The sequence below is a fragment of the Nocardia carnea NBRC 14403 genome, assembly GCF_000308515.1.
GTDB classification, from domain to species: Bacteria; Actinomycetota; Actinomycetes; order Mycobacteriales; family Mycobacteriaceae; genus Nocardia; species Nocardia carnea.
This window is the reverse complement of the sequence record NZ_BAFV01000039.1, coordinates 267808-290616: the sequence shown is the minus strand read 5'-3', so window position 1 is coordinate 290616 and position 22809 is coordinate 267808. Positions and strand designations below refer to the sequence as shown.

Annotated in this window: 22 protein-coding genes; 14 read left to right on the top strand and 8 right to left on the bottom strand. The window is 67.6% G+C overall.

What is annotated here, in order from left to right:
- Nucleotides 1-317 precede the first annotated feature (317 nt).
- The 5 genes from ON22_RS14190 (at nt 318) to ON22_RS14170 (ending at nt 6537) form a co-directional block, all read left to right on the top strand.
- Nucleotides 318-1904, top strand: a complete 1587-nt coding sequence (locus ON22_RS14190; protein WP_033241744.1) for a serine/threonine-protein kinase — start codon at nt 318-320, stop codon at nt 1902-1904.
- Between the two features lie 118 nt (nt 1905-2022).
- On the top strand, nt 2023-2715 hold the full coding sequence (locus ON22_RS14185; RefSeq protein WP_033241745.1) for an HAD family hydrolase: 693 nt from the start codon (nt 2023-2025) through the stop codon (nt 2713-2715).
- Nucleotides 2716-2939: 224 nt separating this feature from the next.
- Complete coding sequence (locus ON22_RS14180) at nt 2940-3800, top strand: HalD/BesD family halogenase (RefSeq protein WP_033241746.1); 861 nt, start codon at nt 2940-2942, stop codon at nt 3798-3800.
- Nucleotides 3801-3847: 47 nt separating this feature from the next.
- A complete protein-coding gene (locus ON22_RS14175; protein WP_051157636.1) occupies nt 3848-4651 on the top strand; it encodes a class I SAM-dependent methyltransferase in 804 nt (267 codons plus the stop codon).
- Nucleotides 4652-4722: 71 nt separating this feature from the next.
- On the top strand, nt 4723-6537 hold the full coding sequence (locus tag ON22_RS14170; protein WP_033241748.1) for a choline/carnitine O-acyltransferase: 1815 nt from the start codon (nt 4723-4725) through the stop codon (nt 6535-6537).
- Nucleotides 6538-6587: 50 nt separating this feature from the next.
- Here the strand turns inward: ON22_RS14170 and ON22_RS14165 are convergent, their stop codons facing one another.
- The gene (locus tag ON22_RS14165) at nt 6588-7238 is read right to left on the bottom strand and encodes a TetR/AcrR family transcriptional regulator (protein WP_051157608.1); all 651 of its coding nucleotides are present in this window, start codon (nt 7236-7238) and stop codon (nt 6588-6590) included.
- 173 nt (nt 7239-7411) lie between these two features.
- Here ON22_RS14165 and ON22_RS14160 point away from each other — a divergent pair, with 173 nt between their 5' ends.
- Both ON22_RS14160 and hisG read left to right on the top strand, forming a co-directional pair.
- Nucleotides 7412-7675 carry a phosphoribosyl-ATP diphosphatase gene (locus ON22_RS14160; protein WP_030521337.1) on the top strand — a complete coding sequence of 88 codons (264 nt, stop codon included), beginning with the start codon at nt 7412-7414 and terminating at the stop codon, nt 7673-7675.
- A 40-nt stretch (nt 7676-7715) separates the two neighbouring features.
- Nucleotides 7716-8567: an ATP phosphoribosyltransferase gene (gene hisG / locus ON22_RS14155; protein ID WP_033241749.1), complete on the top strand. Its 852-nt coding sequence runs from the start codon at nt 7716-7718 to the stop codon at nt 8565-8567.
- 64 nt (nt 8568-8631) lie between these two features.
- On the opposite strand, the gene ON22_RS14150 is transcribed toward hisG, so the two are convergent.
- Nucleotides 8632-9528 carry a RecB family exonuclease gene (locus ON22_RS14150; protein ID WP_081595580.1) on the bottom strand — a complete coding sequence of 299 codons (897 nt, stop codon included), beginning with the start codon at nt 9526-9528 and terminating at the stop codon, nt 8632-8634.
- A gap of 73 nt (nt 9529-9601) precedes the next feature.
- On the opposite strand from ON22_RS14150, the gene ON22_RS14145 reads away from it, so the two are divergent.
- The gene (locus ON22_RS14145; protein ID WP_033241750.1) at nt 9602-10435 is read left to right on the top strand and encodes a tRNA (adenine-N1)-methyltransferase; all 834 of its coding nucleotides are present in this window, start codon (nt 9602-9604) and stop codon (nt 10433-10435) included.
- 71 nt (nt 10436-10506) lie between these two features.
- Here ON22_RS14145 and ON22_RS14140 read toward each other — a convergent pair whose 3' ends face one another.
- Nucleotides 10507-11049 carry a nuclear transport factor 2 family protein gene (locus ON22_RS14140; RefSeq protein ID WP_033241751.1) on the bottom strand — a complete coding sequence of 181 codons (543 nt, stop codon included), beginning with the start codon at nt 11047-11049 and terminating at the stop codon, nt 10507-10509.
- A gap of 180 nt (nt 11050-11229) precedes the next feature.
- Between ON22_RS14140 and arc the strand changes: the two genes are divergently transcribed.
- The 5 genes from arc to ON22_RS14115 all read left to right on the top strand — a co-directional run bounded on the left by arc (nt 11230) and on the right by ON22_RS14115 (nt 16414).
- On the top strand, nt 11230-12990 hold the full coding sequence (gene arc / locus ON22_RS14135; RefSeq protein ID WP_033241752.1) for a proteasome ATPase: 1761 nt from the start codon (nt 11230-11232) through the stop codon (nt 12988-12990).
- A 205-nt stretch (nt 12991-13195) separates the two neighbouring features.
- The gene (locus tag ON22_RS14130) at nt 13196-14734 is read left to right on the top strand and encodes an ArnT family glycosyltransferase (protein ID WP_231507974.1); all 1539 of its coding nucleotides are present in this window, start codon (nt 13196-13198) and stop codon (nt 14732-14734) included.
- Nucleotides 14735-14813: 79 nt separating this feature from the next.
- Nucleotides 14814-15182, top strand: a complete 369-nt coding sequence (locus tag ON22_RS14125) for an arsenate reductase family protein (RefSeq protein ID WP_033241753.1) — start codon at nt 14814-14816, stop codon at nt 15180-15182.
- A gap of 64 nt (nt 15183-15246) precedes the next feature.
- Nucleotides 15247-15627, top strand: a complete 381-nt coding sequence (locus tag ON22_RS14120) for a hypothetical protein (protein ID WP_231507988.1) — start codon at nt 15247-15249, stop codon at nt 15625-15627.
- Nucleotides 15628-15736: 109 nt separating this feature from the next.
- Complete coding sequence (locus tag ON22_RS14115) at nt 15737-16414, top strand: TIGR00266 family protein (protein ID WP_033241754.1); 678 nt, start codon at nt 15737-15739, stop codon at nt 16412-16414.
- On the opposite strand, the gene ON22_RS37555 is transcribed toward ON22_RS14115, so the two are convergent.
- Complete coding sequence (locus ON22_RS37555; RefSeq protein WP_197039609.1) at nt 16411-17091, bottom strand: hypothetical protein; 681 nt, start codon at nt 17089-17091, stop codon at nt 16411-16413. The two genes, ON22_RS14115 and ON22_RS37555, sit on opposite strands and share 4 nt — an antisense overlap.
- A 52-nt stretch (nt 17092-17143) precedes the next feature.
- On the opposite strand from ON22_RS37555, the gene ON22_RS37550 reads away from it, so the two are divergent.
- Nucleotides 17144-17410, top strand: a complete 267-nt coding sequence (locus ON22_RS37550) for a hypothetical protein (protein ID WP_033241756.1) — start codon at nt 17144-17146, stop codon at nt 17408-17410.
- Between the two features lie 452 nt (nt 17411-17862).
- Here the strand turns inward: ON22_RS37550 and ON22_RS14100 are convergent, their stop codons facing one another.
- From ON22_RS14100 to ON22_RS14085, 4 genes are all read right to left on the bottom strand, one after another.
- Nucleotides 17863-18468, bottom strand: coding sequence for a dihydrofolate reductase family protein (locus ON22_RS14100; protein ID WP_051157607.1), 606 nt, complete (start codon nt 18466-18468; stop codon nt 17863-17865).
- Between the two features lies 1 nt (nt 18469).
- Nucleotides 18470-19393, bottom strand: coding sequence for a helix-turn-helix domain-containing protein (locus tag ON22_RS14095; protein ID WP_033241757.1), 924 nt, complete (start codon nt 19391-19393; stop codon nt 18470-18472).
- A 139-nt stretch (nt 19394-19532) separates the two neighbouring features.
- A complete protein-coding gene (locus ON22_RS14090) occupies nt 19533-20864 on the bottom strand; it encodes a YhgE/Pip domain-containing protein (RefSeq protein WP_081595578.1) in 1332 nt (443 codons plus the stop codon).
- Nucleotides 20865-21124: 260 nt separating this feature from the next.
- Nucleotides 21125-22714 (bottom strand): FAD-dependent monooxygenase, encoded by a 1590-nt coding sequence (locus tag ON22_RS14085; protein ID WP_033241758.1) that lies wholly within the window; start codon nt 22712-22714, stop codon nt 21125-21127.
- Nucleotides 22715-22809 lie beyond the last annotated feature (95 nt).

Below are 22809 nucleotides of genomic sequence, written 5' to 3'. Positions count from 1 at the left end.
CGGACTAAACACCCAGCTGGTGTGATTGTGGTCACTTTTATCTGTCACTACTGCGCCGATTGCCGGGGTCACCCACGGAAACCGCAGGTGACCGGCGCGTGATCAGGTCCGAAATCCCGTACTGCCCGCAGGGGTTCGGGGTGCCGGAGCGTACGATTTCCGGGAATTTCCGCCGAGGTTCCCGCGGAACCAGAAATCCGGACAAAGCCGTTCGGGTGCGTTGCACGCGCCGGGTCGACGCGGAACCGTAGGCAACCGCCTGTGACGCGCGGAGTGCTGGACGACTCGGCGGCAAGCAGAAGGGGCCACGACTTCAGATGAGCAAGGATCGGCTGATAGCCGGACGTTATCGGCTCACCGATCCCATCGGCACCGGTGCCATGGGAGTGGTGTGGCGGGCGCTCGATATCCGGCTGCAGCGCACCGTCGCGGTCAAACAGGTGCTGCTCGGCCCGAACCTGACCGACCAGCAGACCGCGGAGGCGCGTAAACGCGCACTGCGCGAAGGCCGGATCGCCGCGCGCCTGCACCACCCCAACGCCATTTCGGTATTCGACGTCGCCGACGAGGACGGGCAGCCGTGGCTGGTCATGGAATACATGAACGCGCCCAGCCTGGCCAACCGGCTCAACCTCGACGGCACACTCGCGCCGCTGAAGGTCGCCGAACTCGGGGCGCAGGCCGCGGCCGCGCTCGCCGCCGCGCACGACGCCGGAATCGTGCACCGGGATGTGAAACCGGCGAACCTGCTGGTGGGCGACGACGGTACGGTGAAGATCACCGATTTCGGAATCTCCCGCGCCACCGGCGATGTCACCGTCACCGCCACCGGATTCCTGGCGGGGACCCCGGCCTACCTCGCCCCCGAGGTCGCCCGTGGTGAACAGCCGATACCGTCCTCGGACGTTTTCGCGCTGGGATCCACGCTCTACCACGCGATCACCGGACGCCCGCCATTCGGCGACGGTGACAACCCCTTGGCCGTGCTGCACGCGGTCGCCGGCGGGCAGGTCGAACCGCCCGAAGGAGCGGGCGCGCTGGGCCCGGTGGTGATGCGGTTGCTGGCGACCGAGGTCGCCAACCGGCCCACCATGGACGAGGCGCGGGTCATGCTCGAGGAAGTGGCCGCCGGCCGGGCACCGGAACCGGTTGCCACCGCGCCGTCCGCCACGACCAAGGTCCTCCCGCCCACGCTCGCCGCCACGGCCACACTCGACCGGCCCGATCCGGAGCCGGGGCCCGCCGGCAACCGCCCGCCCGTCGCAGCGCCGGCGTTCCGGGATGCCGGGGCGCCACCGGCTGCGGGATCGACGCCCTCGCCCGCCCCACCCGTACCCACCGGCCCTGCCGCCGAACGTGGTTCCGGCACGCGATCCCGTACGGCCGTGCTGGCGGGCGCCGCGGCACTGCTCCTGGTGGTCGTGGTGGGTTTGGTTCTCGCCGACGTCACCGGCGGGGACGACAACACCGCCGCCGGACCCGAGAGCAGCCAGGTGGACGCGCCGGAGCAGACCGGGGAACCGCAGGCGGAACCCAGTGATCCCTCCACCACCGCTGCTTCGACGACCACGACGGCCACCACGGAAACCGGCCCGCCCTCGGCCGCCCGCGTGGAACAGTTCGTCCGCGGCTATTACGGGCTGCTGCCCGGCAACACCGCCGCCGCATGGGCGCAGCTCGCGCCCGAATATCAGGCCGTCGCCGGTGGTTACGCCGACTACCAGGGTTTCTGGTCGACCATCAGCGCGGTGAGTATCGGTTCGGTCAGCCGATCCGGTGACGGCAGCGCGGTCGCCACCGTCACCTACACGATGCGCGACGGTTCGGTGCAGTCGGAGAGCCGGTCGTTCCGGGTGGCGCCCAACGGCGGACAGCTGGTCATCACCGACTCGCAGGTCTTGTAACCCTGACCGCCCGGGTTTGCTGCCGCTCGCCCCGCCGGGCTACGGTCGGCCCAGGTGACCGATCGTGCCCCGCGGCTCGGTGCCGACCCGATACACCATGACGAAAGGTCCGAACGTTATGGCCCAGCCGGCCGGTGTCCTGTGGGATATGGACGGCACACTGCTCGAATCGGAGAAGCTGTGGGATATCGGCGTCCGTGAGCTGGCGCGCGAGCTCGGCCGGGAGATGACACAGGAGATCCGGCACGCGCTGATCGGGGCTTCGGGGGCGAATGCGCTGCGGATCATATTCACCGAACTGGGGGTCGACCCACACCCCGAGGCCGTCGAGGCGGCGGGCCGGTTCTTGGAGGAGCGGGTCACCGAACTCATGACCGGTCCGATCCCGTGGCGGCCGGGCGCGGCGGAAGCGCTGGACATGGTGCGGGACGCCGGCCTGCCCTGTGCGCTGGTGACCAACACCAAACGGTCGCTCACCGAACTGGCCCTGGAAACACTGGGCCGGCACCGGTTCGATATCTCGGTCTGCGGGGACGAGGTGCCACACGGCAAACCCGACCCGGCCGTCTACCTCCGCGCGGCGCAGCTGCTCGGGCTGGACGCCCGCGACTGTGTGGCCGTCGAGGATTCGGCCACCGGGGTGGCGGCCGCCACGGCGGCGGGTTGCGGAGTGCTGGTGGTGCCCTGCGAGATCCCGATACCGCTCGATCCGGCCCGGATGCATCGTGACACCCTCATCGGGTTGACCCGTGACGATCTGGAGCTGTGCTTGCGGACCCGTCTCCGCCACGCCGAATCTCAGACCTGCTGACGCCTGGCCGTGCTTTCCTCTCGGTGACAATCGGCCGCCCCGGAGAAGGGCAGGCATCGGAAGTGCACTGTCCAACCGAGTGCGCCAATAAACGGTGCGGAATGACAACGTTGCGCTGCGAATGGTGTTGCGGATCAACAAAACCGGATGGTCCGTGACCTGTCTCACCAGGCATCTCGCGGATTCGCCGGGCGTGTCGGCCTTCCGGCGGCAACAATATCGCTATGGCCGCCACGGTGACCTTGGACGAGATCGTCGATACTTCCCGCTACCCGCTCGCGGAGCCCGATACGCCCGGCTGGCATGCCGCAGTCGGGGCCGCGCGGGCCGATCTCGCGGAGGACGGTTGCACCGTACTGCGCGAGTTCATCCGGCCGGAGCTGCACGCTCTGCTGGCGCAACAAGGGGAGCAGATGGCTCCGCACGCCTACTACCGGACCGAACGGGTGAACGCCTACAACATTCCGCTCGATACCGAACTGCCCGCGGACCATCCGGGCCGGATCATCTTCGAACGCGGTAATGCCTTCGTTCCACGCGACCGGATCCCGGCCGGCGCGCTGATCCACCAGCTGTACACCGGCACCGAATTCCAGCGGTTTCTCGCCGCCTGCTTCGGCCGGCCACACCTGCATGAATTCGCCGACCCGCTGGCCGGCCTCGTACTGAACGTGGTGGCCCCCGGCAATTCGCATCCATGGCATTTCGACACCAACGAGTTCACCGTCAGCATGCTCACGGCGGCACCGGAATCGGGGGGTGTGTTCGAGTACTGCCCGAATATCCGCTCCCCGCATACCGAGAACCTCGGCGATGTGCACGCCGTGCTCACCGGCAGCGGCGGCGGACTCATCCGGCGGCTGGAACTGCGCCCCGGTGACCTGCAGCTTTTCCAGGGAAGATTCTCACTGCACCGGGTGTCGCCGGTGCAGGGCGCGACCCCTCGGCATACGGCGATCTTCGCCTACAGTGACCGCCCCGGTGTCATCGGCACCGTGGAACGTACCCGCCAGCTCTTCGGGCGGGTGCTGCCGGACCATCACGCTGCGGCCGACGCCGTCCGTGGCGACCGGCTGCTGGATTGATCAGGGACCCGATCGAGTGGGTACCGCCCTACCGAGAGGAACACAACGTGCCAGTGCCGTTGCACACCACCGGGAAAGCATCCTTCGACGATATCTACTCGAGGCCCGACCCCCGCGACTACTACGCACGCATGTCCGAACTGGGTTATCGGATACCGGAACTGGCCAAACCGTATCTGCGTGAGCAGATCGCGGAGTATCAGGCGGTGGCCGGGTCTGCCCCCACGGTGCTGGACATCGGATGTTCCTACGGTGTGAACGCCGCCCTGCTCCGCCTGGATATGAGCCTCGCCGAGCTGGCCGGCTCCTATACCGAATCGGTGCTCGGGACCGGTGATCTCATCGCCCGCGATCGTGACCGTGTCCGCGACGCCACCGCCCTGCCCGGCGTCCGGTTCCTCGGAATGGACGCCTCCGCGCCGGCCCTGGACTACGCCCGGGCGGCCGGGCTGCTGGACAGCGTCGTGCACGCCGACCTGGAGTCCGCCGACCCCACCGACGAGCAACGCGCGATCCTCGCCACGGCCGAACTGGTGATATCCACCGGCTGTATCGGCTATGTCACGGAGAAGACACTCGTCCGGATAGCGACCGCCGACCCGGACCGCCGCCCCTGGATGGCACACTTCGTCCTGCGCATGTACGGTTTCGGTCCGGTCGAGGCGGAACTGGACGCCCTCGGATATCGCACCCGGCGGATGCCGGGCGAGTTCGCCCAGCGCAGATTCGCCTCCGACACCGAACGCGAGCAGGTACTGGACACCCTCAGCACCAACGGCATCGACCCCACCGGCCTGGAGTCCGAAGGCCGGCTGTATGCCAATCTCTATGTGTCCCGGCCGGTTTCGTAATACGACGAAACCGTGCGACACCGGGACCAGCCCGACCGTCGAGCAGCACCGACCCGAACCGGAGAGACGACTTGACCGAACGCACCTTTGCCGCCGAAGACCAACTGCCCAGGGTCCCGCTGCCCACCCTGGAGGACAGCTGCGCCCGCTTCGTGCAGTGGTGTACGCCCCTGCTGACCGCCGAGGAACTGGCGGCCACCGAGAACGCCGTGGCCGATCTGCTGCGGCCCGACGGCGCCGGCCGGACCCTGCACGCGGCCCTGCGTGAATACGACGAAACCCCCGGCGTCGGCAGTTGGCTGGACCGGTTCTGGCCGTCGCGCTACCTGGGGCGGCGCGACCGGATCGCGCTGAACGCCAACTTCTTCTTCCTGTTCCGCGACGATACCGCGCTGGCCGCCTCCACCGCGGCGGGGCAGGCGGACCGTGCCGCGGCGCTGGTCGCGGCGGCCGTCGACTACAAACTGGCCCTGGACCGGGAAGAAATCCCGCCGGTCACCCAGCGCGGGCAGCGGTTGTCGATGTGGCAGAACAAGTACCTGTTCTCCGAAACCCGGATCCCCGGCGCCGAACAGGACACCGTGCGCGTGCCCTACACCGAGGAGTGGCCGGGTCCGTCCGACGCCCGCCACATCCTGGTACTGCACCGCGGCAATATGTTCCGGCTGGATGTGCTCGGCGCCGACGGCGACCCGTACGCCTACGAGGATCTGCTCGGCGGTCTGTGCGCCATCCTCAAATCCGCGACCGAACCTGCGCCCGCCGGGACGTCGGTGGGACATCTGACCACCGCGGCCCGGGCCGACTGGGCGCACGCCCGCGCCGAACTGCTCACCGATCCACACAACGCCGCCGCGCTGGATACCGTCGAAACGGCGCTGTTCTGCGTCTGCCTCGAGGATTTCGCGCCCCGCGACGAACTGCACGCCAGTGACACCCTCTTGCACGGTGACAGCGCCAACCGCTGGTTCGACAAATCGGTGTCGTTCATCGTGTTCGCCGACGGCCAGACCGGGATCAATATCGAGCACTGCGGGCTGGACGGGACGACCGTGCTGTCCTTCGTCGACGCGCTGCTGGAAACACCGGTGACCGGGCATACGGAACGATCCGGGGCACGGGACCAGGGGCTGCCGCCGGTCGAACAGATCGAATTCCGGCTCACCGATGAGCAGCGCGCCGCGGTGACCGCCGCCGGTGCGGCCTTCGCCCGGTACGCCGCCGATAACGCCACCACCACGGTGTCCTTCAACGATTTCGGCACGGCCCGTGCCAAACAGCTCGGCATCTCGCCCGACGCCTTCGCGCAGCTGAGCTATCAGCTGGCCCACCGCCGCAGCAAAGGTCTCACCGGCGCCACCTACGAATCCATCGCGACCCGGCAGTACCGCAACGGCCGGACCGAGGCGATGCGGGTGATCACCCCGGAGATGATCGCCTTCGTCGACACCATGCAGGATCCCGCCGCCGATACCGCCGCGAAACTCGCCGCCGCCCGCGCCGCCGCCGGCGCGCATGTGGCCCGGGCCAAACAGTGCCAGTCCGGTGAAGCGCCGGAACAGCATCTGTGGGAACTCGAATGGATCCAGCGGCGCCGCGGCACCGAACTCGGCGTCACCGATCCCATCCCGCTGTATACCAGCCCCGGCTGGACGATCATGCGCGACGACTACCTCAGCACCAGTTCGGCACCGTCGGTGAACATCCGGTACTTCGGCTTCGGGTCCACCAGCCCGAAGTGCATCGGTATCGCCTACGTCCTGCTCCCGGACCGGTGGAACCTCTACCTGGCCACCCCGGCCGCGGTGGCCGGCGAGATGCACGCCTTCGCCGACCACCTCCGCACCGCGGTCGCCGAACTGGAGGAGTTGCTCGCCGAGCAGTAGACCGCGCCGGCCCAGGCCCGGACGGCTCCTGCCGTCCGGGCACCCAGCCGCTACATCCGCGCGTCGGACGCCGGCCGACTCGTCTCGGTGGGCTCCGGGTTTTTCGGCGCCTGCTGGATACCGGACAGGCCGGTCCAGCACAGGCCCGCGGTCGTGGCGACGGCCTCGTGCCGGGGGAGCGGCTTTCCGGTGAGAACCCAGTGCCGCGCACAGGACTGAGCGATCGCGACCACTTCCGCCGTGATCAGCCAGCCCCGTTCGGCCTGCGCCGGCGGATAGGGTGCCAGGGCCTGCAGGAGGGTATCGGTGCAGATCGTCGTGGCCTGGTGGGCCACCCGCTGCGCCGACGGCTCGTCGACCACCGCGGCACCGGCCAGCAGGGCGGCGCTGCGTGGATGGGTGTCGGCGAAATCGAATATCGCGGCCACCGTCGCCGATACGATCGATCGCATGCCCTGAGCAGGCGCGAGCGCCGTCGCGAGCGTTTCCCCCAGCACCCGCAGCGCCTCGTGCAGAACCGCCAGGTAGAGCTCCAACTTGCTGGTGAAGGAGTTGTACAGGACCGGTTTGCTGACCCCCGCCCGGCAGGCGATCTCGTCCATACTCGCCGCTCGGTAGCCGCACGCGGCGAACAATCCGGACGCAGCGGTCACGATCAGGTGCCGGCGCTCTTGCCGGGCCTGCGCTATGTTCTCGTCCACAGTCGGTGACCACCTCCTCGGATCCTCACAGTACCGATGACGTGGGTCCGGCCCGGCGGTGGCAGTCCGGGGCGGGGTACGGAGAGCTCCGGAGGCGGCCGGATGAGGGCTACGGCACAGCGGTGTGCAGTCGGGGACAAGCGTGCGGGGGTGGTCTGAAACAATGACCTGCCGTGAAGACTTTCGAGGCCCTGTTCGCCGAGCTCCAGGATCGCGCAGCCACCCGTCCCGCCGGGTCGGGTACCGTCGCCGCACTGGACGCGGGCGTCCATACCCAGGGCAAGAAGGTGCTGGAGGAGGCCGGTGAGGTGTGGCTGGCCGCCGAACACGAGGGCGACGAGGCGCTCGCCGAGGAGATATCGCAGCTCCTGTACTGGGTGCAGGTCCTGATGGTGGGCCGCGGGCTGCGGCTGGAGGACGTCTACCGACATCTGTAGACGCCCCGACCGTTCCCCGAAACCGAAAGGACCTGCCATCATGCTGCGCGTCGCAGTACCCAACAAGGGTGCGCTCTCCGAATCGGCCGTCGCCATCCTCACCGAGGCCGGTTACCGCAAACGCACCGATTCGCGTGACCTCACCGTCCTCGACCCCGCCAACCAGGTGGAATTCTTCTTCCTGCGGCCCAAGGACATCGCCATCTACGTCGGATCCGGGGAACTGGATCTCGGCATCACCGGCCGCGATCTCGCCCTGGACTCCGGTGCGCCGGTATCCGAACGTCTCTCGCTGGGATTCGGCGGCTCCACCTTCCGCTATGCCGCCCCGCAGGGACGCGACTGGACGGTGCAGGATCTGCAGGACAAGCGGATCGCTACCTCCTACCCGAATCTGGTGCTGGCCGATCTGGCCCGGCACGGAATCGAGGCGGAAGTGATCCGGCTCGACGGTGCGGTCGAGATCTCGATCCAGCTCGGTGTCGCCGATGCCATCGCCGATGTGGTGGGTTCCGGGCGGACCCTGCGCCAGCACAACCTGGTGGCATTCGGGGAGTCGCTGTGTGATTCCGAAGCGGTGCTCATCGAACAGGCCGAAGCCGACCGGGACGACCGGGCGCGTAACCAGTTGATTGCCCGGGTCAAGGGTGTGGTGTTCGCCCAGCAGTATCTGATGCTGGACTACGACTGCCCGAAGGGGCTGCTCGAACGCGCCGCGCAGATCACCCCCGGCTTGGAATCGCCCACCGTGGCGCCCTTGGCCGACGAGGGCTGGGTGGCGGTGCGTGCCCTGGTACCCCGCAAACAGGGCAACGAACTGATGGACCGGCTGGCCGATATCGGCGCCCGCGCCATCCTCGCCACCGATATCCGTTCCTGCCGCGCCTTCTGAGTTTTCGGCGCCGTCCCCGGCCCGGCATCGGCTGCCGGACCGGGGGCAGCGGCACCGAAAGGACTCAGTCCGATACCGATTCGGCGAAGGTCTCGGCGGCGGATTCGCCCTCGGCGGGCCGGCCGGGATACGGCGGCGGGGTTCCGTCGAACGCGGGGCAGAGTTTTTTGTAGGCGCAGTAATCACACAGCCAACCCGGATTCGGCGGAAAATCTCCGGTTTCGGCGGCCGTGGACACTGCTTCCCACAGGGCCATGAGGGTGCGTTCGAAGCGGAGGAGTTCGGCTTCCTCCGGCGTATAGGTGAGTAGCTGCGCGCCGGCGAGATACACCAGGCGCAACTGCGCCGGGACCACGCCGCGCAGACGGAGCAGCATCAGGCCGTAGAACTTGAGCTGGAACAGGGCCCGGGTCTCCTGATTCGGACCCGGCACCCGGCCGGTCTTGTAATCCACCACCCGCAGCTCTCCGGTAGGTGCCACATCGATCCGGTCCACGAAGCCGCGTAACGGGGCGCCGTCGGCGAGCTCGACCTCGAGCCGGGTCTCACAGGATTGCGGTTCGAAGCGACGCGGATCCTCCAGGCGGTAGTAGCCGCGCACCAACGTGCGGACCTCGCCGAGGAGTGTCTCGAGCTCGTCGTCGCCGTCGACCACCTGCGCCGCCTCCGGTTCCGCCGCGACCACACGCTCCCACGCGGGACCGGCGAGCGCCGCTGCCCGCTCGGGTTCGCGTTCGGCGGCCGGTAGGGCGTACAGATCCTCCAGTACCGCATGCACCACGGTTCCGCGAACCGCCTGCCGGGTGGCCGGTTCGGGGATCCGGTCTATCGCCCGCAGACGATACTTGAGCGGGCATTGTTTGAAATCGGCTGCGCGCGAGGGCGACAGCGCGGGCCGGGCGGGCCGGGGCGGTGCCTCGGGATCGGGACTCGCCGGGGGTGTGCTCGGAGGCGCTGACATACCTGGCAGGCTATCCGTCGGCACCGACACGGTGCCGCGCGCGAATACGCGGACATCGCGGGAACGGAGATTCATGACGGCCAGACGGACCGGGCCATTCGTCGTCGGCGACCGGGTGCAGCTGACCGATGCCAAGGGCAGGCTGTACACGGTGCTGCTGGAGCCGGGGAAGCAGTTCCACACCCACCGCGGCGCCATCGACCACGACGAACTGATCGGCGCCGAGGAGGGCACGCTCGCGCACTCCACCAACGGCACCCCGTACCTGGCGCTGCGCCCGCTGCTGACCGATTATGTGATGTCCATGCCGCGCGGGGCGGCGGTGATCTACCCGAAGGACGCCGCCCAGATCGTGCACGAGGGCGATATCTTCCCGGGCGCCCGGGTGCTCGAGGCGGGTGCCGGTTCCGGTGCGCTGACCTGCTCGTTGCTGCGCGCGGTGGGTCCCGAGGGTGCTGTGGAGTCCTACGAGATCCGGGACGATCATGCCGAGCACGCCGTCCGGAACGTGGAACGGTTCTTCGGGGAGCGGCCCGCGAACTGGGAGCTGACCGTCGCCGATGTGGCCGACTACTCGGGGGAGCCGGTGGACCGCGTGATCCTGGACATGCTGGCCCCGTGGGACGCCCTACCGGCCGTGTCACAGGCCCTGGTCCCCGGCGGGGTACTGATGATCTACGTCGCGACCGTGACGCAGCTGTCGAAGATCGTGGAGGCGCTGCGCGAACAGCAGTGCTGGACCGAACCGCGGTCGTGGGAGTCGATGGTGCGCGGCTGGCACGTGGTGGGTCTGGCGGTGCGGCCCGAACACCGGATGCAGGGCCATACGGCCTTTCTGGTGAGCGCTCGGCGGCTGGCGGAAGGTGTGGTCACCCCCAAGCCGCAACGGCGCCCGTCCAAGGGCTGAGCGGCACCAAGGCGGTGTGAAAACGAGCGGGTCGCGGTGGAGTTCCACCGCGACCCGCCTCGTTGCAAGGGTTACGCCGGAGCGCAGGGAATCTGTGCGAAGCCGAGCAGCAGGCAGGCCCCGTCGTCGGACAACTTCCAGGCGCCGTCGTCTTCCTCCCAGGTGACCGGCGCCGGCGGCGCGCTACCGCCCCGCGGGCTGGTGATGGTGGTCTGGCCGGTGGCCGTATCGCCCTCGACGGTGATATCGGTGACGGTGTAGCTGAGCCCGCGGTAGTTCTGCAGGGCGGCGTTGAGCTGCTCGAGCAGGCCGCGCCTGTTCTCGCCGTCGACGATGAGGTTCACCTTCTCGTCCACGGTGACGTCCGGATTTGTGATCTGTTCGAGGATGGACTGTAGGCTCTGCGCGGTGGGTGCGTCCGCGGAATCGCCGTGCTCGGGGTCGTCGCCGTGATCATGCGCCGACGCGCTGGTGGTGACCGCGACGCTGGAGGTTGCAGTGGTGCCGGTGTCGTCATCGGATCCACAGGCAGTCGATCCCAGCGCCAGTGCAACGGCCGCGGCTGTCGCCGCCGCGATGCGGAACAGCCTCGGTGTCCGTGCGGGAAGGTGCATAGCTGGCAACCTTTCGGCTAGTCGGTGGGGAACCCCACCGGTCGAGGGTTAGGGCAGGCTAACATGGTCTGACCAGCATGATGGTCGCGGGCCAGATGTGATCACCACGAAATCATGTCGGACAGCGCAAACGGGTCGCGCCCGGTAGCGTTGATAGACCGGGACTGGGAGGAGCAGCACATGAGCCCCATCGAGAATTCGGATTCGGCGGCCTGGAGAGAACTCGAGGCAGTACGCGCCGAAGCGGCTGCACTCCGGAGGCAACTCGCCGACTCACCGGATCGCTCACGGGAATTGGAAGCCCGTATCGATTCGCTGACCATTCGCAACACCAAACTGATGGATACCCTGAAGGAAGCGCGGCAGCAACTCGTCGCGTTGCGTGAGGAGGTCGACCGGCTCGGTCAGCCGCCCAGCGGTTACGGGATTCTGATCGGTGTCTACGAGGATCAGACCGTCGACGTATTCACCTCCGGCCGCAAGATGCGCCTGACGTGCTCGCCGAACATCGATACGTCCACTCTCGCCTACGGCCAGACCGTCCGCCTGAACGAGGCGCTGACGGTGGTGGAGGCGGGCACGTTCGATTCCATCGGTGAGATCGGCAGCCTGCGCGAAGTCCTCGACGGGGGCCGCCGTGCCCTGGTCGTCGGGCATGCCGATGAGGAGCGGGTGGTGTGGCTGTCCGGTCCGCTGTCCAAACTCGCCGAGGCCGACGATCTGGACGATCCGGATTCCCCGATCCGCAAGCTGCGGCCGGGGGATTCCCTGCTGGTCGATACCAAGGCCGGGTTCGCGTTCGAGCGCATCCCCAAGGCCGAGGTCGAGGATCTGGTCCTCGAAGAGGTGCCCGATGTCGGCTACCACGATATTGGCGGCCTGGGCCGGCAGATCGAGCAGATCCGCGATGCCGTGGAGCTGCCGTTCCTGCACAAGGACCTGTTCCGCGAGTACGCATTGCGGCCGCCCAAGGGCGTCCTGCTCTACGGCCCGCCCGGCTGCGGTAAAACGCTGATCGCCAAGGCGGTGGCCAATTCACTGGCCAAGAAGATCGCCGAGGCGCGGGGCGAGGATGCCAAGGAAGCGAAGTCCTACTTCCTGAACATCAAGGGCCCCGAACTGCTGAACAAGTTCGTCGGTGAAACCGAGCGCCATATCCGGATCATCTTCCAGCGGGCCCGGGAGAAGGCCTCCGAGGGCACGCCGGTGATCGTGTTCTTCGACGAGATGGACTCGATCTTCCGGACTCGCGGGTCCGGTGTCTCCTCCGATGTGGAGACCACCGTGGTGCCCCAGTTGCTCAGTGAGATCGACGGTGTGGAAGGGCTGGAGAACGTCATCGTCATCGGCGCCTCCAACCGCGAGGATATGATCGACCCCGCGATCCTGCGGCCCGGCCGCCTGGACGTGAAGATCAAGATCGAGCGCCCGGATGCCGAATCCGCGCAGGACATCTTCTCGAAGTACCTCACCGAGTTCCTGCCGCTGCACGCCGACGATCTGGCCGAGTTCAACGGCGACAAGGTGGCCTGCATCCGCGCGATGATCGAGCGGGTGGTGGACCGGATGTACGCCGAGAGCGAGGACAACCGCTTCCTGGAGGTCACCTACGCCAACGGTGACAAGGAGGTCCTGTACTTCAAGGACTTCAACTCCGGCGCCATGATCCAGAACATCGTGGACCGGTCCAAGAAGTACGCCATCAAATCGGTTCTGGACACCGGCAATCCGGGTCTGCGGATTCAGCATCTCTACGATTCGATCGTGGACGAGTTCTCCGAGAACGAGGACCTGCCCAACACCACGAATCCCGATGACTGGGCCCGTATCTCGGGTAAGAAGGGCGAACGGATCGTTTACATCCGCACGCTGGTCACCGGCAAGAACGCCAGCGCCAGCCGGGCGATCGATACCGAATCCAACACCGGCCAGTACCTGTAAAGGCACTGCTGTCAGGGCCGCGCTCCGCTGGGGCGCGGTCCTGATTCGTTTGCGGCCCAGGCCGGTCCGGTACCCCGGGCGATAGTCCTGTGGGTGGATATCGCGACCCCCGATACCCGACCCCGGGTCGTTCCGGAGGTGGACGGCAGGGACCTGGTGGCACGGATATGTTCCGAGGGACAGGCGCCCACCATCAGGAGATTTCGTGACCACCACCCGCATGGCAGGCCCGCCCCGTCGCGAGACCGCGGCCCTGCCCGCATTCGCCACGGCGCCGGTGCTCGGTGTGGGCGCCGTATCGGCGCTCGTTCTGTTGTTCTCGGCAACCCGCTACGGCTATTTCGGTGACGAACTGTACTTCCTGGCGGCCGGTCGGCGATTGTCCTTCGGTTATGCCGATCAGGGACCGGTGCTGCCCGTCCTCGCCTGGCTGATGGACGGACTCGCGCCGGGTTCTCTGGTGGCGCTGCGGTTACCGGCGATCGTGCTCGCCGTCGTCGCCGTTGTGGTGAGCGCGCAGATTGCCCGCGAATTCGGTGGCGGACGCGGCGCCCAGGTCCTCACCGCCGTCGCCTACGCCACCTCGCCGTTTCTGCTGCTGCAGGCGAAGAATCTGTCCACCAATGCCCTCGACACGGCTCTGTGGGTGCTGATCACCTGGCTGGTCGTGCGCTGGGTACGGACCAGGCGTGACGCTCTGCTGCTGGCCGCTGCCGCCGTGACGTCCATAGATATGCAGGTCAAATGGCTCATTCCGTTCTTCTGGCTGGCGCTGGCCGTCGGAGTCCTCGCTGTGGGGCCCCGCGAGCTGCTCCGCCGGCCGCTGCTCTGGGTGGGCGGGGTGATTACTGTGCTCGTTTCCGTGCCGGCACTGGTGTGGCAGGCCGAGCACGGCTGGCCGCAGCTCGCCCTGACCGCCGCGGTGCGCGAGGAACAGCAGTACACGGGCGGCATGGTGGGGTTCGTTCCCTTGGCGGTGCTGGTCGCGGGGGCGCTGGGCGCGGTGCTGCTGTGCTACGGAGTCTGGTCCCTGCTGCGGCACCCGGGGCTGCGGCCGTACCGCTTCCTGGGCATCACCACGGTCCTGCTCGTCGTGATCTTCATGGTCACCGGCGGCCGGATGTACTACGTGGCCGGAATGTATGCCGCGATGTTCGCGGCGGGCGCGGTGGCGGCCACGGAGCTGGTTCGCCGGGCGTCGTCGCCGCTGCGCCGGCGCCTGCTCCTCGGGTCCGGGGCAGTGCTGACCGCCGTCTCCGTGCTGGTGGTCCTGGACTCCACGCCGTGGCGGCCGGCCGCGGATATTCCGGCGCCGGAGAGCGAGGCCGCGGCCGCGATGCAGATCGGTCTCTACGGCGAGTTCGGCTGGCCGGAGCTGGCCGCCCGTGTGGTCGCGGCCTATGAATCACTACCACCTCGCGAACGTGAGCAGTCCGCCGTGATCACCGGCAGCTATTGGCAGGCGGGTGCGCTCGACCAGCTGGCGGCCGACCGGCTGCCGCCCGTCCACAGCCCCGCCCGCGGATTCGGCTACTTCGGCGCGCCGCCGGAAACCGCGACCACCATGGTCTGCGTGGGCGGCGATCCCGAGCGGCTGCGGGCACAGTTCGCCGTACTGGAGCCGCTGGGCCGCGTCGATACGCGGCTCGGTTTCCTCGACAACACCAAGGACGTCACGGTGTGGAAATGCGCTGAGCCGCGGGTCGCGTGGTCGCGCGTATGGCCGGAATGGATGCATATGTGACCGTCGGACGCTCCCGTCCGGCCGGCGAGGACCCGGCGGATGCACAGGTCGTGGGGTACGTCGCGGTTAGGCTCGCGGTATGAGTACTCCGGAAACCGAGATCTGGCACAACCCCCGCTGCACCAAGAGCCGGGCGGCGCTCGCGCATCTGGACGCGGCCGGCGCGGCGTACTCGGTGCGCCGGTACCTCGACGATCCGCCGAGCGCGGAGGAGCTGCGGGCTGTCCTGGACCGGCTCGGCGCCGAACCCTGGGAGATCACCCGGACCGGCGAGGACATCGCCAAGGAACTCGGTATGTCCGGCTGGGGTCGCACCGCCGCGGACCGGGAACGCTGGATCGCCGCACTCGCCGAACATCCCCGGTTGATCCAGCGCCCGATCGTGTTCACGGCCGACGGGCGTGCGGTCGTGGCCCGCGACGAGGATGCCCTGCGGTTGCTGGAGTGAGTCCGCGTCGGTTTGCCGGGGTGTAACCCTGGTCCGTTCCTGTGTGACCTAAAACACATAGGAGGTGGTCTTCGGGCCTGATCGGATCAGCGTGGATCGCGCGACCGCTTGCCCCACGCGGTGGGAGGTAGTCATATCGGTCCTCGAGAAAACTCTCGTCCCGGCCTCGGTGGTGATACTGCTCGGGGCCGGTTCCCTGCTCGGCGCAGGAACGGCCGGGGCGCAGCCGGACCCGTTCTGCTCGGTCAACCCGGTCGCCGGTACCGCCGCGTACTCGCAGTGCGGCGGTCCGGTCTGGCTCCAGGTCCGGGTGGCCTGCTGGGCCTGGTGGAACTGGTTCAGCAGCTACGAGCGGTGGGGTAATCCGGCGTTCGGCGCGCAACAGTCGTGGATGAGCTGTGATCTGCCGTTCTCCATGCAGCGCTGGGAAGTGATCGTCCACTGAGCGTGGGCCGGATCGGGCGCCGACCTCGGTGAACGCGGTGCATGGCCGTTCGGGGGCGGTCGCGCACCGAACATCGGCCGGTGTCACACGGGGGCGGTAGTGTCGGCTCATGAAAGTTGAACTGCGGCACAACCCCTCGTCCACCGTGGCGCGTTGTGTGCTGGCGGGCGGGGAACCGGTGCGGGTGGAAAGCGGCGCCATGGTGGCGCATTCGGCCGGAGTGACGCTGGAAGCCAAGGCTGAGGGCGGTATCCTGGCCGGGATCAAACGTTCGGTGCTCTCGGGCGAATCGTTCTTCGTCTCCACCTTCACCGCACCCGCGAACGGCGGCTGGGTGGATGTGGCCCCCTCGCTGCCCGGTGACATGCTCGCGCTGCCGATCACCGCGGACCGCCCGTACTTCATCAGCCGCGGCGGCTGGATCGCGCATTCGGCCGGGGTGCGAGTGGAGAGTCAGTGGGGCGGTTTCGCGAACCTCTTCGGGGGTGAAGGTGGCTTCGGGCTCCGCGCGGAGGGCCAGGGGGAGGTGGTGGTCGGCGTGTTCGGTGCCATCGACGCATTCGATCTGGCGCCCGGCGAGCAGGTCAGCATCGATACCGGGCATGTGGTTGCCTACGACCTCGCGATGCAGTTCACCATCCGCCGCGCGGTTTCCGGGCGCTCGCTGCAATCGCTGAAATCGGGGGAGGGGCTGGTCTTCGATTTCACCGGCCCCGGCCGGGTGCTGCTGCAAACCCGCAATCCGCGGGCCTTCGCGTCCTGGACGGCTTCCGTTTCCGCCGGCTAGTGTCTCGCGCCGGGAATTCGTTGCAAATATGAGGCGAGCCGTTCCAGGATCTCATCAGAGGTCTTGGTCCAGACGAACGGTGTGGGGTTCTCGTTCCAGGCGGCTATCCAGTCGCGTATCGATTTCTCCAGTGCGGCAACATTTTTGTGGGCACCGCGGCGGAGTTGCTGATCGGTGAGCAGGCCGAACCAGCGTTCGACCTGGTTGAGCCAGGACGAATGGGTCGGGGTGAATGCATGTGGAACCGCGGATACGACGCGAGCCACTTCGCCACGGTCGGTGTCTTGTGGGTGCTGTAGTTGTCGCCGACCAGCAAAATCAACCAACCCGAACCCGGCCGAACGAACCCCACAACTCGAGAAAATAATCGAGGTTAACCTGTCGTCATGACAGCATGGGACCTCAACGGACACCGAGCCGACTTCGCGGAATACCCAGGGGGAGAACAGAACATTGACGGCTGACCCGACACCTTTCGGAGGCGGCAGTGGTGGCGGGCCTACCGGCCCCAACTGGCCGAAGATCGGCGGGATAGCCGCGGTCGTCGCAATCCCCATCGCGATCCTCGCGATCGTCGTGGAGTGGGCCACCAGCACGCCGCCCACCACTGCTGATTCCAGCAGTGGTGGGACATCGGTCATCAACTCCGCCCCGGCATCCCCGGTCTCGTCGACCACGCCTCCTGGACAGGAGTTGTGTGACGGTCCGAGTAATCTGCGGATCTGCGTGATGAAGGACAACTCCGGCACTCTCAGCTATTGGAGCACCACGAATGTCTCGGACGACTGCACCATCACGCTTGGTCTGTACGACGACGTCAGCGACGACCCCGGGCCGGTCTTCACGCCGACTGAGGGACCGTGTGAGCTGGACAAGTCGTATCGCCCAGGGCCCCTGGGCGACCCGACCGCCGGCCGCAAGTACCACTCCGAGCTGGCGGTGAAATGGGGCGACGGCAGAGTCGAGGTCTACAAGAGTCCAACTCTCGTGTGGTGATCCGACCGGCGGCGCCGTCCCGGCACAGGCCCGGGTGTCACCGGGCGGTTTCCAGGGGTCGTTGCCACACGAATTGATCAACTGGCTCCGGCCGGCGGCCTTGCTCGAGTTTTAACCTCCGAGCTGGTGTCTTGTGACCCCGGGTGATCATGGATGAAGCCCTTGGTTGATCATGTCCTCTTGCGACAGAAAGACTTTCGACCACCAAGGGCTTCAGGTGAACAGTGTGCACGACACCGGCTGCGCCGGCACGGTCGGGGACCTTTCTCGGGGTTTCGGCGGGAGTTCTACCAGTGCCTGGCTCGGCGGGCGGATGCGGCGTTCGATCTGGTGGATGCAGTGTTGTGCGCGGACCTCCCCGGAAAGCTGCGCCGCGACCTCGCGGAAACTCCAGAAACCACCAGCTGAGAGGTAAAAACTCGAGCTAGCAGGGTGCAAGGGGCCTACGGGGTCTACCGGGCAGCGTGCTCGCCCTGATCACCGTCTGCGGGCCCGGTTGTTCCGGCCGGTTCACGGACCATCTCATAACGGACGCAGGCGAATTCGCCGTTGGCCGCCACCTCGGTGACCCGCAGTTCCAGTTCGCGGGGCAGCAGTGGGGCGCCGGCGCCCAGGGTTACCGGGGCGATGGAGACGATGATCTCGTCCAGTAGGCCGTGGTCGGCGAATGCGCCCGCGAGTTCGCCGCCGCCGACGACCCAGAGGTTCTTACCGCCCGCCACCTCGGTCATCACCTTGTGCAACTCGGGAATATCCGCACGGGTGAAACGGATATCGGCGTCGGTGCGGGCCGGGAAGTCACGGTGGGTGCACACCCAGGACGGCACTTCGTAGGGCCACGGCTCCGCGCCTTCGTGGTCGAGGATCCACTGGTAGGTGTTGGCGCCCATGACGATCGCACCCACTCCGGCGAGGAATTCGGTGAAACCCATCGGCCCGGATTCGTCGGCTTCGCGCGACAGCAGCCAGTCCAGTGAGTGATCCGGGGTGGCGATATAGCCGTCCAGGCTGGTCGCCGTGTTGTAGACGGTGCGCGGGGAGGTCTGCGGGTTGGTCAATTCAGTCTCGCTTTCGTAGCCATTCGATCGGATCGCCCCAGCCGACGGCATCGTCGGCCGGTGCGTCCCCGCGAATCCAGTACCGCACCTGCTGGCGGCGATACGCGGAGTAGGTGAGCACATGGGCGATGACGCTGCCGAGCAGGAAACTCTCCGGCGGATCGCATAGTGCGTCGATCAGGGTGTCACCCCAGCCGCCGCGCCGATCGATCTCGCGGACTGTGTCCAGCCAGCGCGGGCCCACATCGTCGAGCCGGGCCAGCAGCGTGGGGATATCGTCGCCGCCGTGCTCGGGTGTATCTGCGCCGTCGATCGAGGCGAGCCACGATTCCTTGGTCCGGATCAGATGGTCCAGTACCGCGGCGATCGACTCCTCCGGCCCGTCCCACGGCAGTACGGTCGCCGCGCCGGCGCGGGAACACCGATACTGTTCCTCGCTCAATCCGGTCGCCGCTTTCAACAGCAGCCGAGTGTCGTCGAGATCGTGGTGCAGCAGCAGCGCGGTCGGATCCATATCGGACCGTCCTTTCGGTTCCCCTTCGACCCACAGCGACATGGGGGGATGGAAATGGATCCCGTTCGCCGCGGGCAACCAGCGGGGTGCCCGGCCGACCGGCGGCGGGGTCGCGCTCGGCGGATGACCGAACGCGCGGGTGAACGCCCGGCTGAACCCCTCGACGGTGTCGTAGCCCGCGGCGAAGGCCACCTCGGTCACGGTGGCGCCCGCGCCGAGCTGCCAGCAGGCCCGTTCCAGCAGTACGCGACGCCGCAGGCTCACCGGTGATTCGCCGGTGCCCCGGCTGAACTGCCGGGCGAAATGGAACGGCGAAGAGTAGACGCCCGCGGCCATCCGGCCGAGGGTGGTGTTGTCCTCGTCGAGAACGGCATCCAGTAGTTCGCGCAGTCGGTCGCGTCGGGTGGTCACGGATAGAGTCTGTCGGCTCGGCACACCGATCCGCTTGACCGATATTGCGCAGTGTCGCGCGGCAGCCCGCTCAGCGCTGTGACACTGTGCCGCTCAGCGCTGTGACACTGTGCCGCTCAGCGTCGTGACACCGTGCCGCTCAGCGGCTGCGCCGTTCCAGGCCCTTCCGGTCGTAGACGAAGGTGGTGACCGCGCCCAGGACGAGTCCTATCGCCAATCCGGCCAGACTCATCCAGACCGCGTGCACGAGGCCGTTGCCGAGGTCGAAGTACAGAATCGCCCGGACACCGAGATAGATCTGGTGCATCGGCTCGAAGGCGGCCAGCCACGCCATATACCGCGGAGTCGCCTCGAGTGGGATTGTGGCCCCGGCGGAGGGCAGGCCGAGAACGATGAACAGCACCAGATTGATCAGCAGACCGGCCGAGCCGAACGTCGCCAGAACAGAAAGCGCGGTCACCCCGACGGCCACGATCGCCAGCGTGCTGAACAGGAACAGCGCCGGGCCATGGGTGATCGGCATATTCAGCAGATGTCCGATTCCGAGGAAGACCCCGGAGACAATCGGCGCCGTCACCGCGATCACCCCCCATTTCAGCAGCAGCGTGCGGAGCCGCGAATGCGGCGCGGTGGGGTGGTGGACGAACCAGGGGCCGTACTCGGTGGGAATGAAACCGAGCGCCGAATCGACCATGGTGTGCACGATCATGGCGCCGGTGAACCCGGCCAGAACCACCAGCAGCGTGTAGAAGAACGCGGACAGTCCTTGCCCGGTCCCGTCCGGCAGCGGTCGGTAGGGCTCGGTGATCACGTCGATCGGATCCGCCAGGACGAGGCGGGCGGCGCCGCTGAGTTCGGGGCCACCGCCGGGCGCGGAACCCAGTTCGGCTTCGACAGTCGCGGTGAGCTGCTTACCGACCTCGGTGTCGACCTGCGTCAGGGCTCGATCGGTCACTGTTTGCAAGATCTGGGTGGCATAGGTGCCGGTGCGGGGGTTGGTGATCACGGTGATCGCCGGGCGGTCGATATCACCGGGAACCACCGAGCCGGCGCCGAGGATGGACAGTCGCTTCGACAGATCACTGGGCAACACGATCGCCCCGTAGATCTCGCCGTTGCCGAGCAGCCGCTGAGCCTCCGCGATACCGGTCACCCGCAGGTCGATCTTGTCCGCCGGAATCTGTTCGGTGAGTGCGCCGGTGATCTGGTCACCGATATTGATCGGCGTGCCGTCGCGTATCTCACCGTCGTCCTGATTCACCAGCGCGATCGGGAACTCGTGCAGGTTCTTCTCCGGGTCGATCACGTAGCCCAGGTACATGGTCGACAGCAGGCCCATCAGCGCGGTGATGACCAGGATGGGGCCCAGCCACGCCCGTACGGCGGTTCGGCGCCGGGTCGGTCCGGTCTCCGCTCGCGCCGCGACCGCGGTGCCGTTCTCCGACTCGCTGCCGGTGCCGTTCGGCTGCATCCCGTACTCCCTCCGGATCAGGGCGGCCGTCCGCGGGGCGTGCGCCGGCCGGTATCCGATCAGGATCATCGTGGCAGCCGGGCGGCAAGTACAGCCGGAACGCCGCAGTGTGTCGGACAACTCGACAGTGGCTCGGCGTGCGCGAATTCACCCTCGCGGGCCGGTTGCGAGCCCGGCCACCCAGTGGCGGGCGGCGGTCGCGTGCTGGTCGGGGCTTGTTCGCGACTCGACCGCTGGTGATCGACCGAGCCCCGGCGTCGTCAGACGATGTGCGGAGGAGCCGGTCGCGCCGGGCCGAGCCAGCGGTCGAGGGCCGTCTGCAGGCCTGTGATGGAATTATCTGTGGCCCAGGCGATATAGCCGTCGGGCCGGATGAGCAGGGCAGTCGCCTCGGTATCGGAGCTGGTGGCGGTGACGACCGCGAGATCGCCCCGGTTGCCCGCGGTCGCGGCGACCCCGGCTCCGAGATCCAGCAGCAGCGGGCGAGCGTTGTGCAGCAGATCGGCGACCCGCCGCGTACCGTCCGCGGTCTCCATGGCGAGATCGGGGACCAGGCGCCCCGCGAGCGCGTGGTTATCGCCGACGTCGTAGCGCACATCGGAGCCGGCGAGCAGATGCCCGATATGCCCGGCTACCTGGGGGATTTCGAGCAACTCGGCGAACAGTTCGCGCAGCGCGGTCACTTCCGGGCCGGGGGCCAGCAGCGCGGTCTGGGAGAGGCTGTGCAGGATGACACGTTCGGCAACCGGTCGCCGTTCGCTCTCGTAGGTGTCGAGCAGCCCGTGCGGTGCCGTTCCGCGCAGGTACGCGGCCAGCTTCCACCCCAGATTGACGGCATCCTGCAAACCCAGGTTCAGGCCGGGGCCGCCGATGGCCGAATGGACATGGGCCGCATCGCCGAGCAGCAGAACCCGGCCTTTCCGGTAGTGATCGGCCAGGCGGGTGTTCTGGTCGACGATACGCCGCAACGCATGTGGTCCCGGACCTGCCGGCGGCCGCATCGGCAGATCCGCGCCGATAACGCGGCGAACGCTGTCCCGCAGCTCGTCGAAGGTCATCGGGGTATCCGGCGCGACCGGCGCGGCATTGTGTTCGTGCACGCTGACCAGAGGTTTACCGGGGATCAATTCGGCGAATACGAACATCCCCCCGTTTTCGATCCTGTTGTGCCCGAAATGGAAGTATCCGGCGCCGGGAATCTCGAGCCCTCCGTCGGGCGTGCGGAGTTCGGCCGGGATCTCGGCGTGGCCCAGCCGGCCGATGTGGTTGCCGGCGGTGATCCCGGAGAAACCGATCCCGAGCTTCTTGCGGACCGGGCTGCGACCCCCGTCCGCCGCGACCAGGATCTGCGCGGTGACCCGGTAACTAACACCGCCGCAGCGGCTTACCGTCGCGGTGATCGCCTCGTCGGATTCGGTGAAATCCCCGAGGCTGTGTCCCCACCGGATATCGGCGCCGAGTTCGCGGGCGCGGTCGGCGAGCAGCCGGACCAGAACTGGCTGCGGGACCGGTAGGCCGTAGAGCGGGGTGTCCGGTACCTCCGCCAGTTCCAGTGTCATTCCGGCGAAGATATAGCGCGGCGCGGGCTCCGGAATCCCGGGCTCGATGGGGAAGCCGAGCCGCGCGAGTTCCGCCGCGAAACCCGGGTACAGCCCGCGCATATCGAGAAGCCGCACCACCTGGCCGACTAGCCCGTTGGCCTTGGGTTCATCACTCGGTCCGGGCAGCGGGTCGAGAACGACCGGGCGGATCCCGCCGAGCGCGAGTTCACAGGCCAGCATCAGTCCGTTCGGCCCGGCGCCGGCAATGATCACGTCGTGCTCGGATTCGTGGGTTCTGTTTTCGGACATGCGCGGACTTCCTTTTCGAGGCGGGACTTCGCCGTTCGGTTCGAGCGTCGAAATGTGGACAGCGGTGGCGCGCCTACAACTGGGAGGCGGGTGCG

Excerpts from the sequence above, each read along its gene's own strand:
- ON22_RS14145 (WP_033241750.1), top strand. The coding sequence starts at position 9,602 with ATGACGGCCAGACGGACCGGGCCATTCGTCGTCGGCGACCGGGTGCAG.
- arc (WP_033241752.1), top strand. The coding sequence starts at position 11,230 with ATGAGCCCCATCGAGAATTCGGATTCGGCGGCCTGGAGAGAACTCGAG.
- ON22_RS14190 (WP_033241744.1), top strand. The coding sequence starts at position 318 with ATGAGCAAGGATCGGCTGATAGCCGGACGTTATCGGCTCACCGATCCC.
- ON22_RS14150 (WP_081595580.1), bottom strand. The coding sequence starts at position 9,528 with ATGTCAGCGCCTCCGAGCACACCCCCGGCGAGTCCCGATCCCGAGGCA.
- ON22_RS14180 (WP_033241746.1), top strand. The coding sequence starts at position 2,940 with ATGGCCGCCACGGTGACCTTGGACGAGATCGTCGATACTTCCCGCTAC.
- ON22_RS14185 (WP_033241745.1), top strand. The coding sequence starts at position 2,023 with ATGGCCCAGCCGGCCGGTGTCCTGTGGGATATGGACGGCACACTGCTC.
- ON22_RS14140 (WP_033241751.1), bottom strand. The coding sequence starts at position 11,049 with ATGCACCTTCCCGCACGGACACCGAGGCTGTTCCGCATCGCGGCGGCG.
- ON22_RS14090 (WP_081595578.1), bottom strand. The coding sequence starts at position 20,864 with ATGCAGCCGAACGGCACCGGCAGCGAGTCGGAGAACGGCACCGCGGTC.
- ON22_RS14125 (WP_033241753.1), top strand. The coding sequence starts at position 14,814 with ATGAGTACTCCGGAAACCGAGATCTGGCACAACCCCCGCTGCACCAAG.
- ON22_RS14085 (WP_033241758.1), bottom strand. The coding sequence starts at position 22,714 with ATGTCCGAAAACAGAACCCACGAATCCGAGCACGACGTGATCATTGCC.
- ON22_RS14115 (WP_033241754.1), top strand. The coding sequence starts at position 15,737 with ATGAAAGTTGAACTGCGGCACAACCCCTCGTCCACCGTGGCGCGTTGT.
- hisG (WP_033241749.1), top strand. The coding sequence starts at position 7,716 with ATGCTGCGCGTCGCAGTACCCAACAAGGGTGCGCTCTCCGAATCGGCC.
- ON22_RS37550 (WP_033241756.1), top strand. The coding sequence starts at position 17,144 with ATGAAGGACAACTCCGGCACTCTCAGCTATTGGAGCACCACGAATGTC.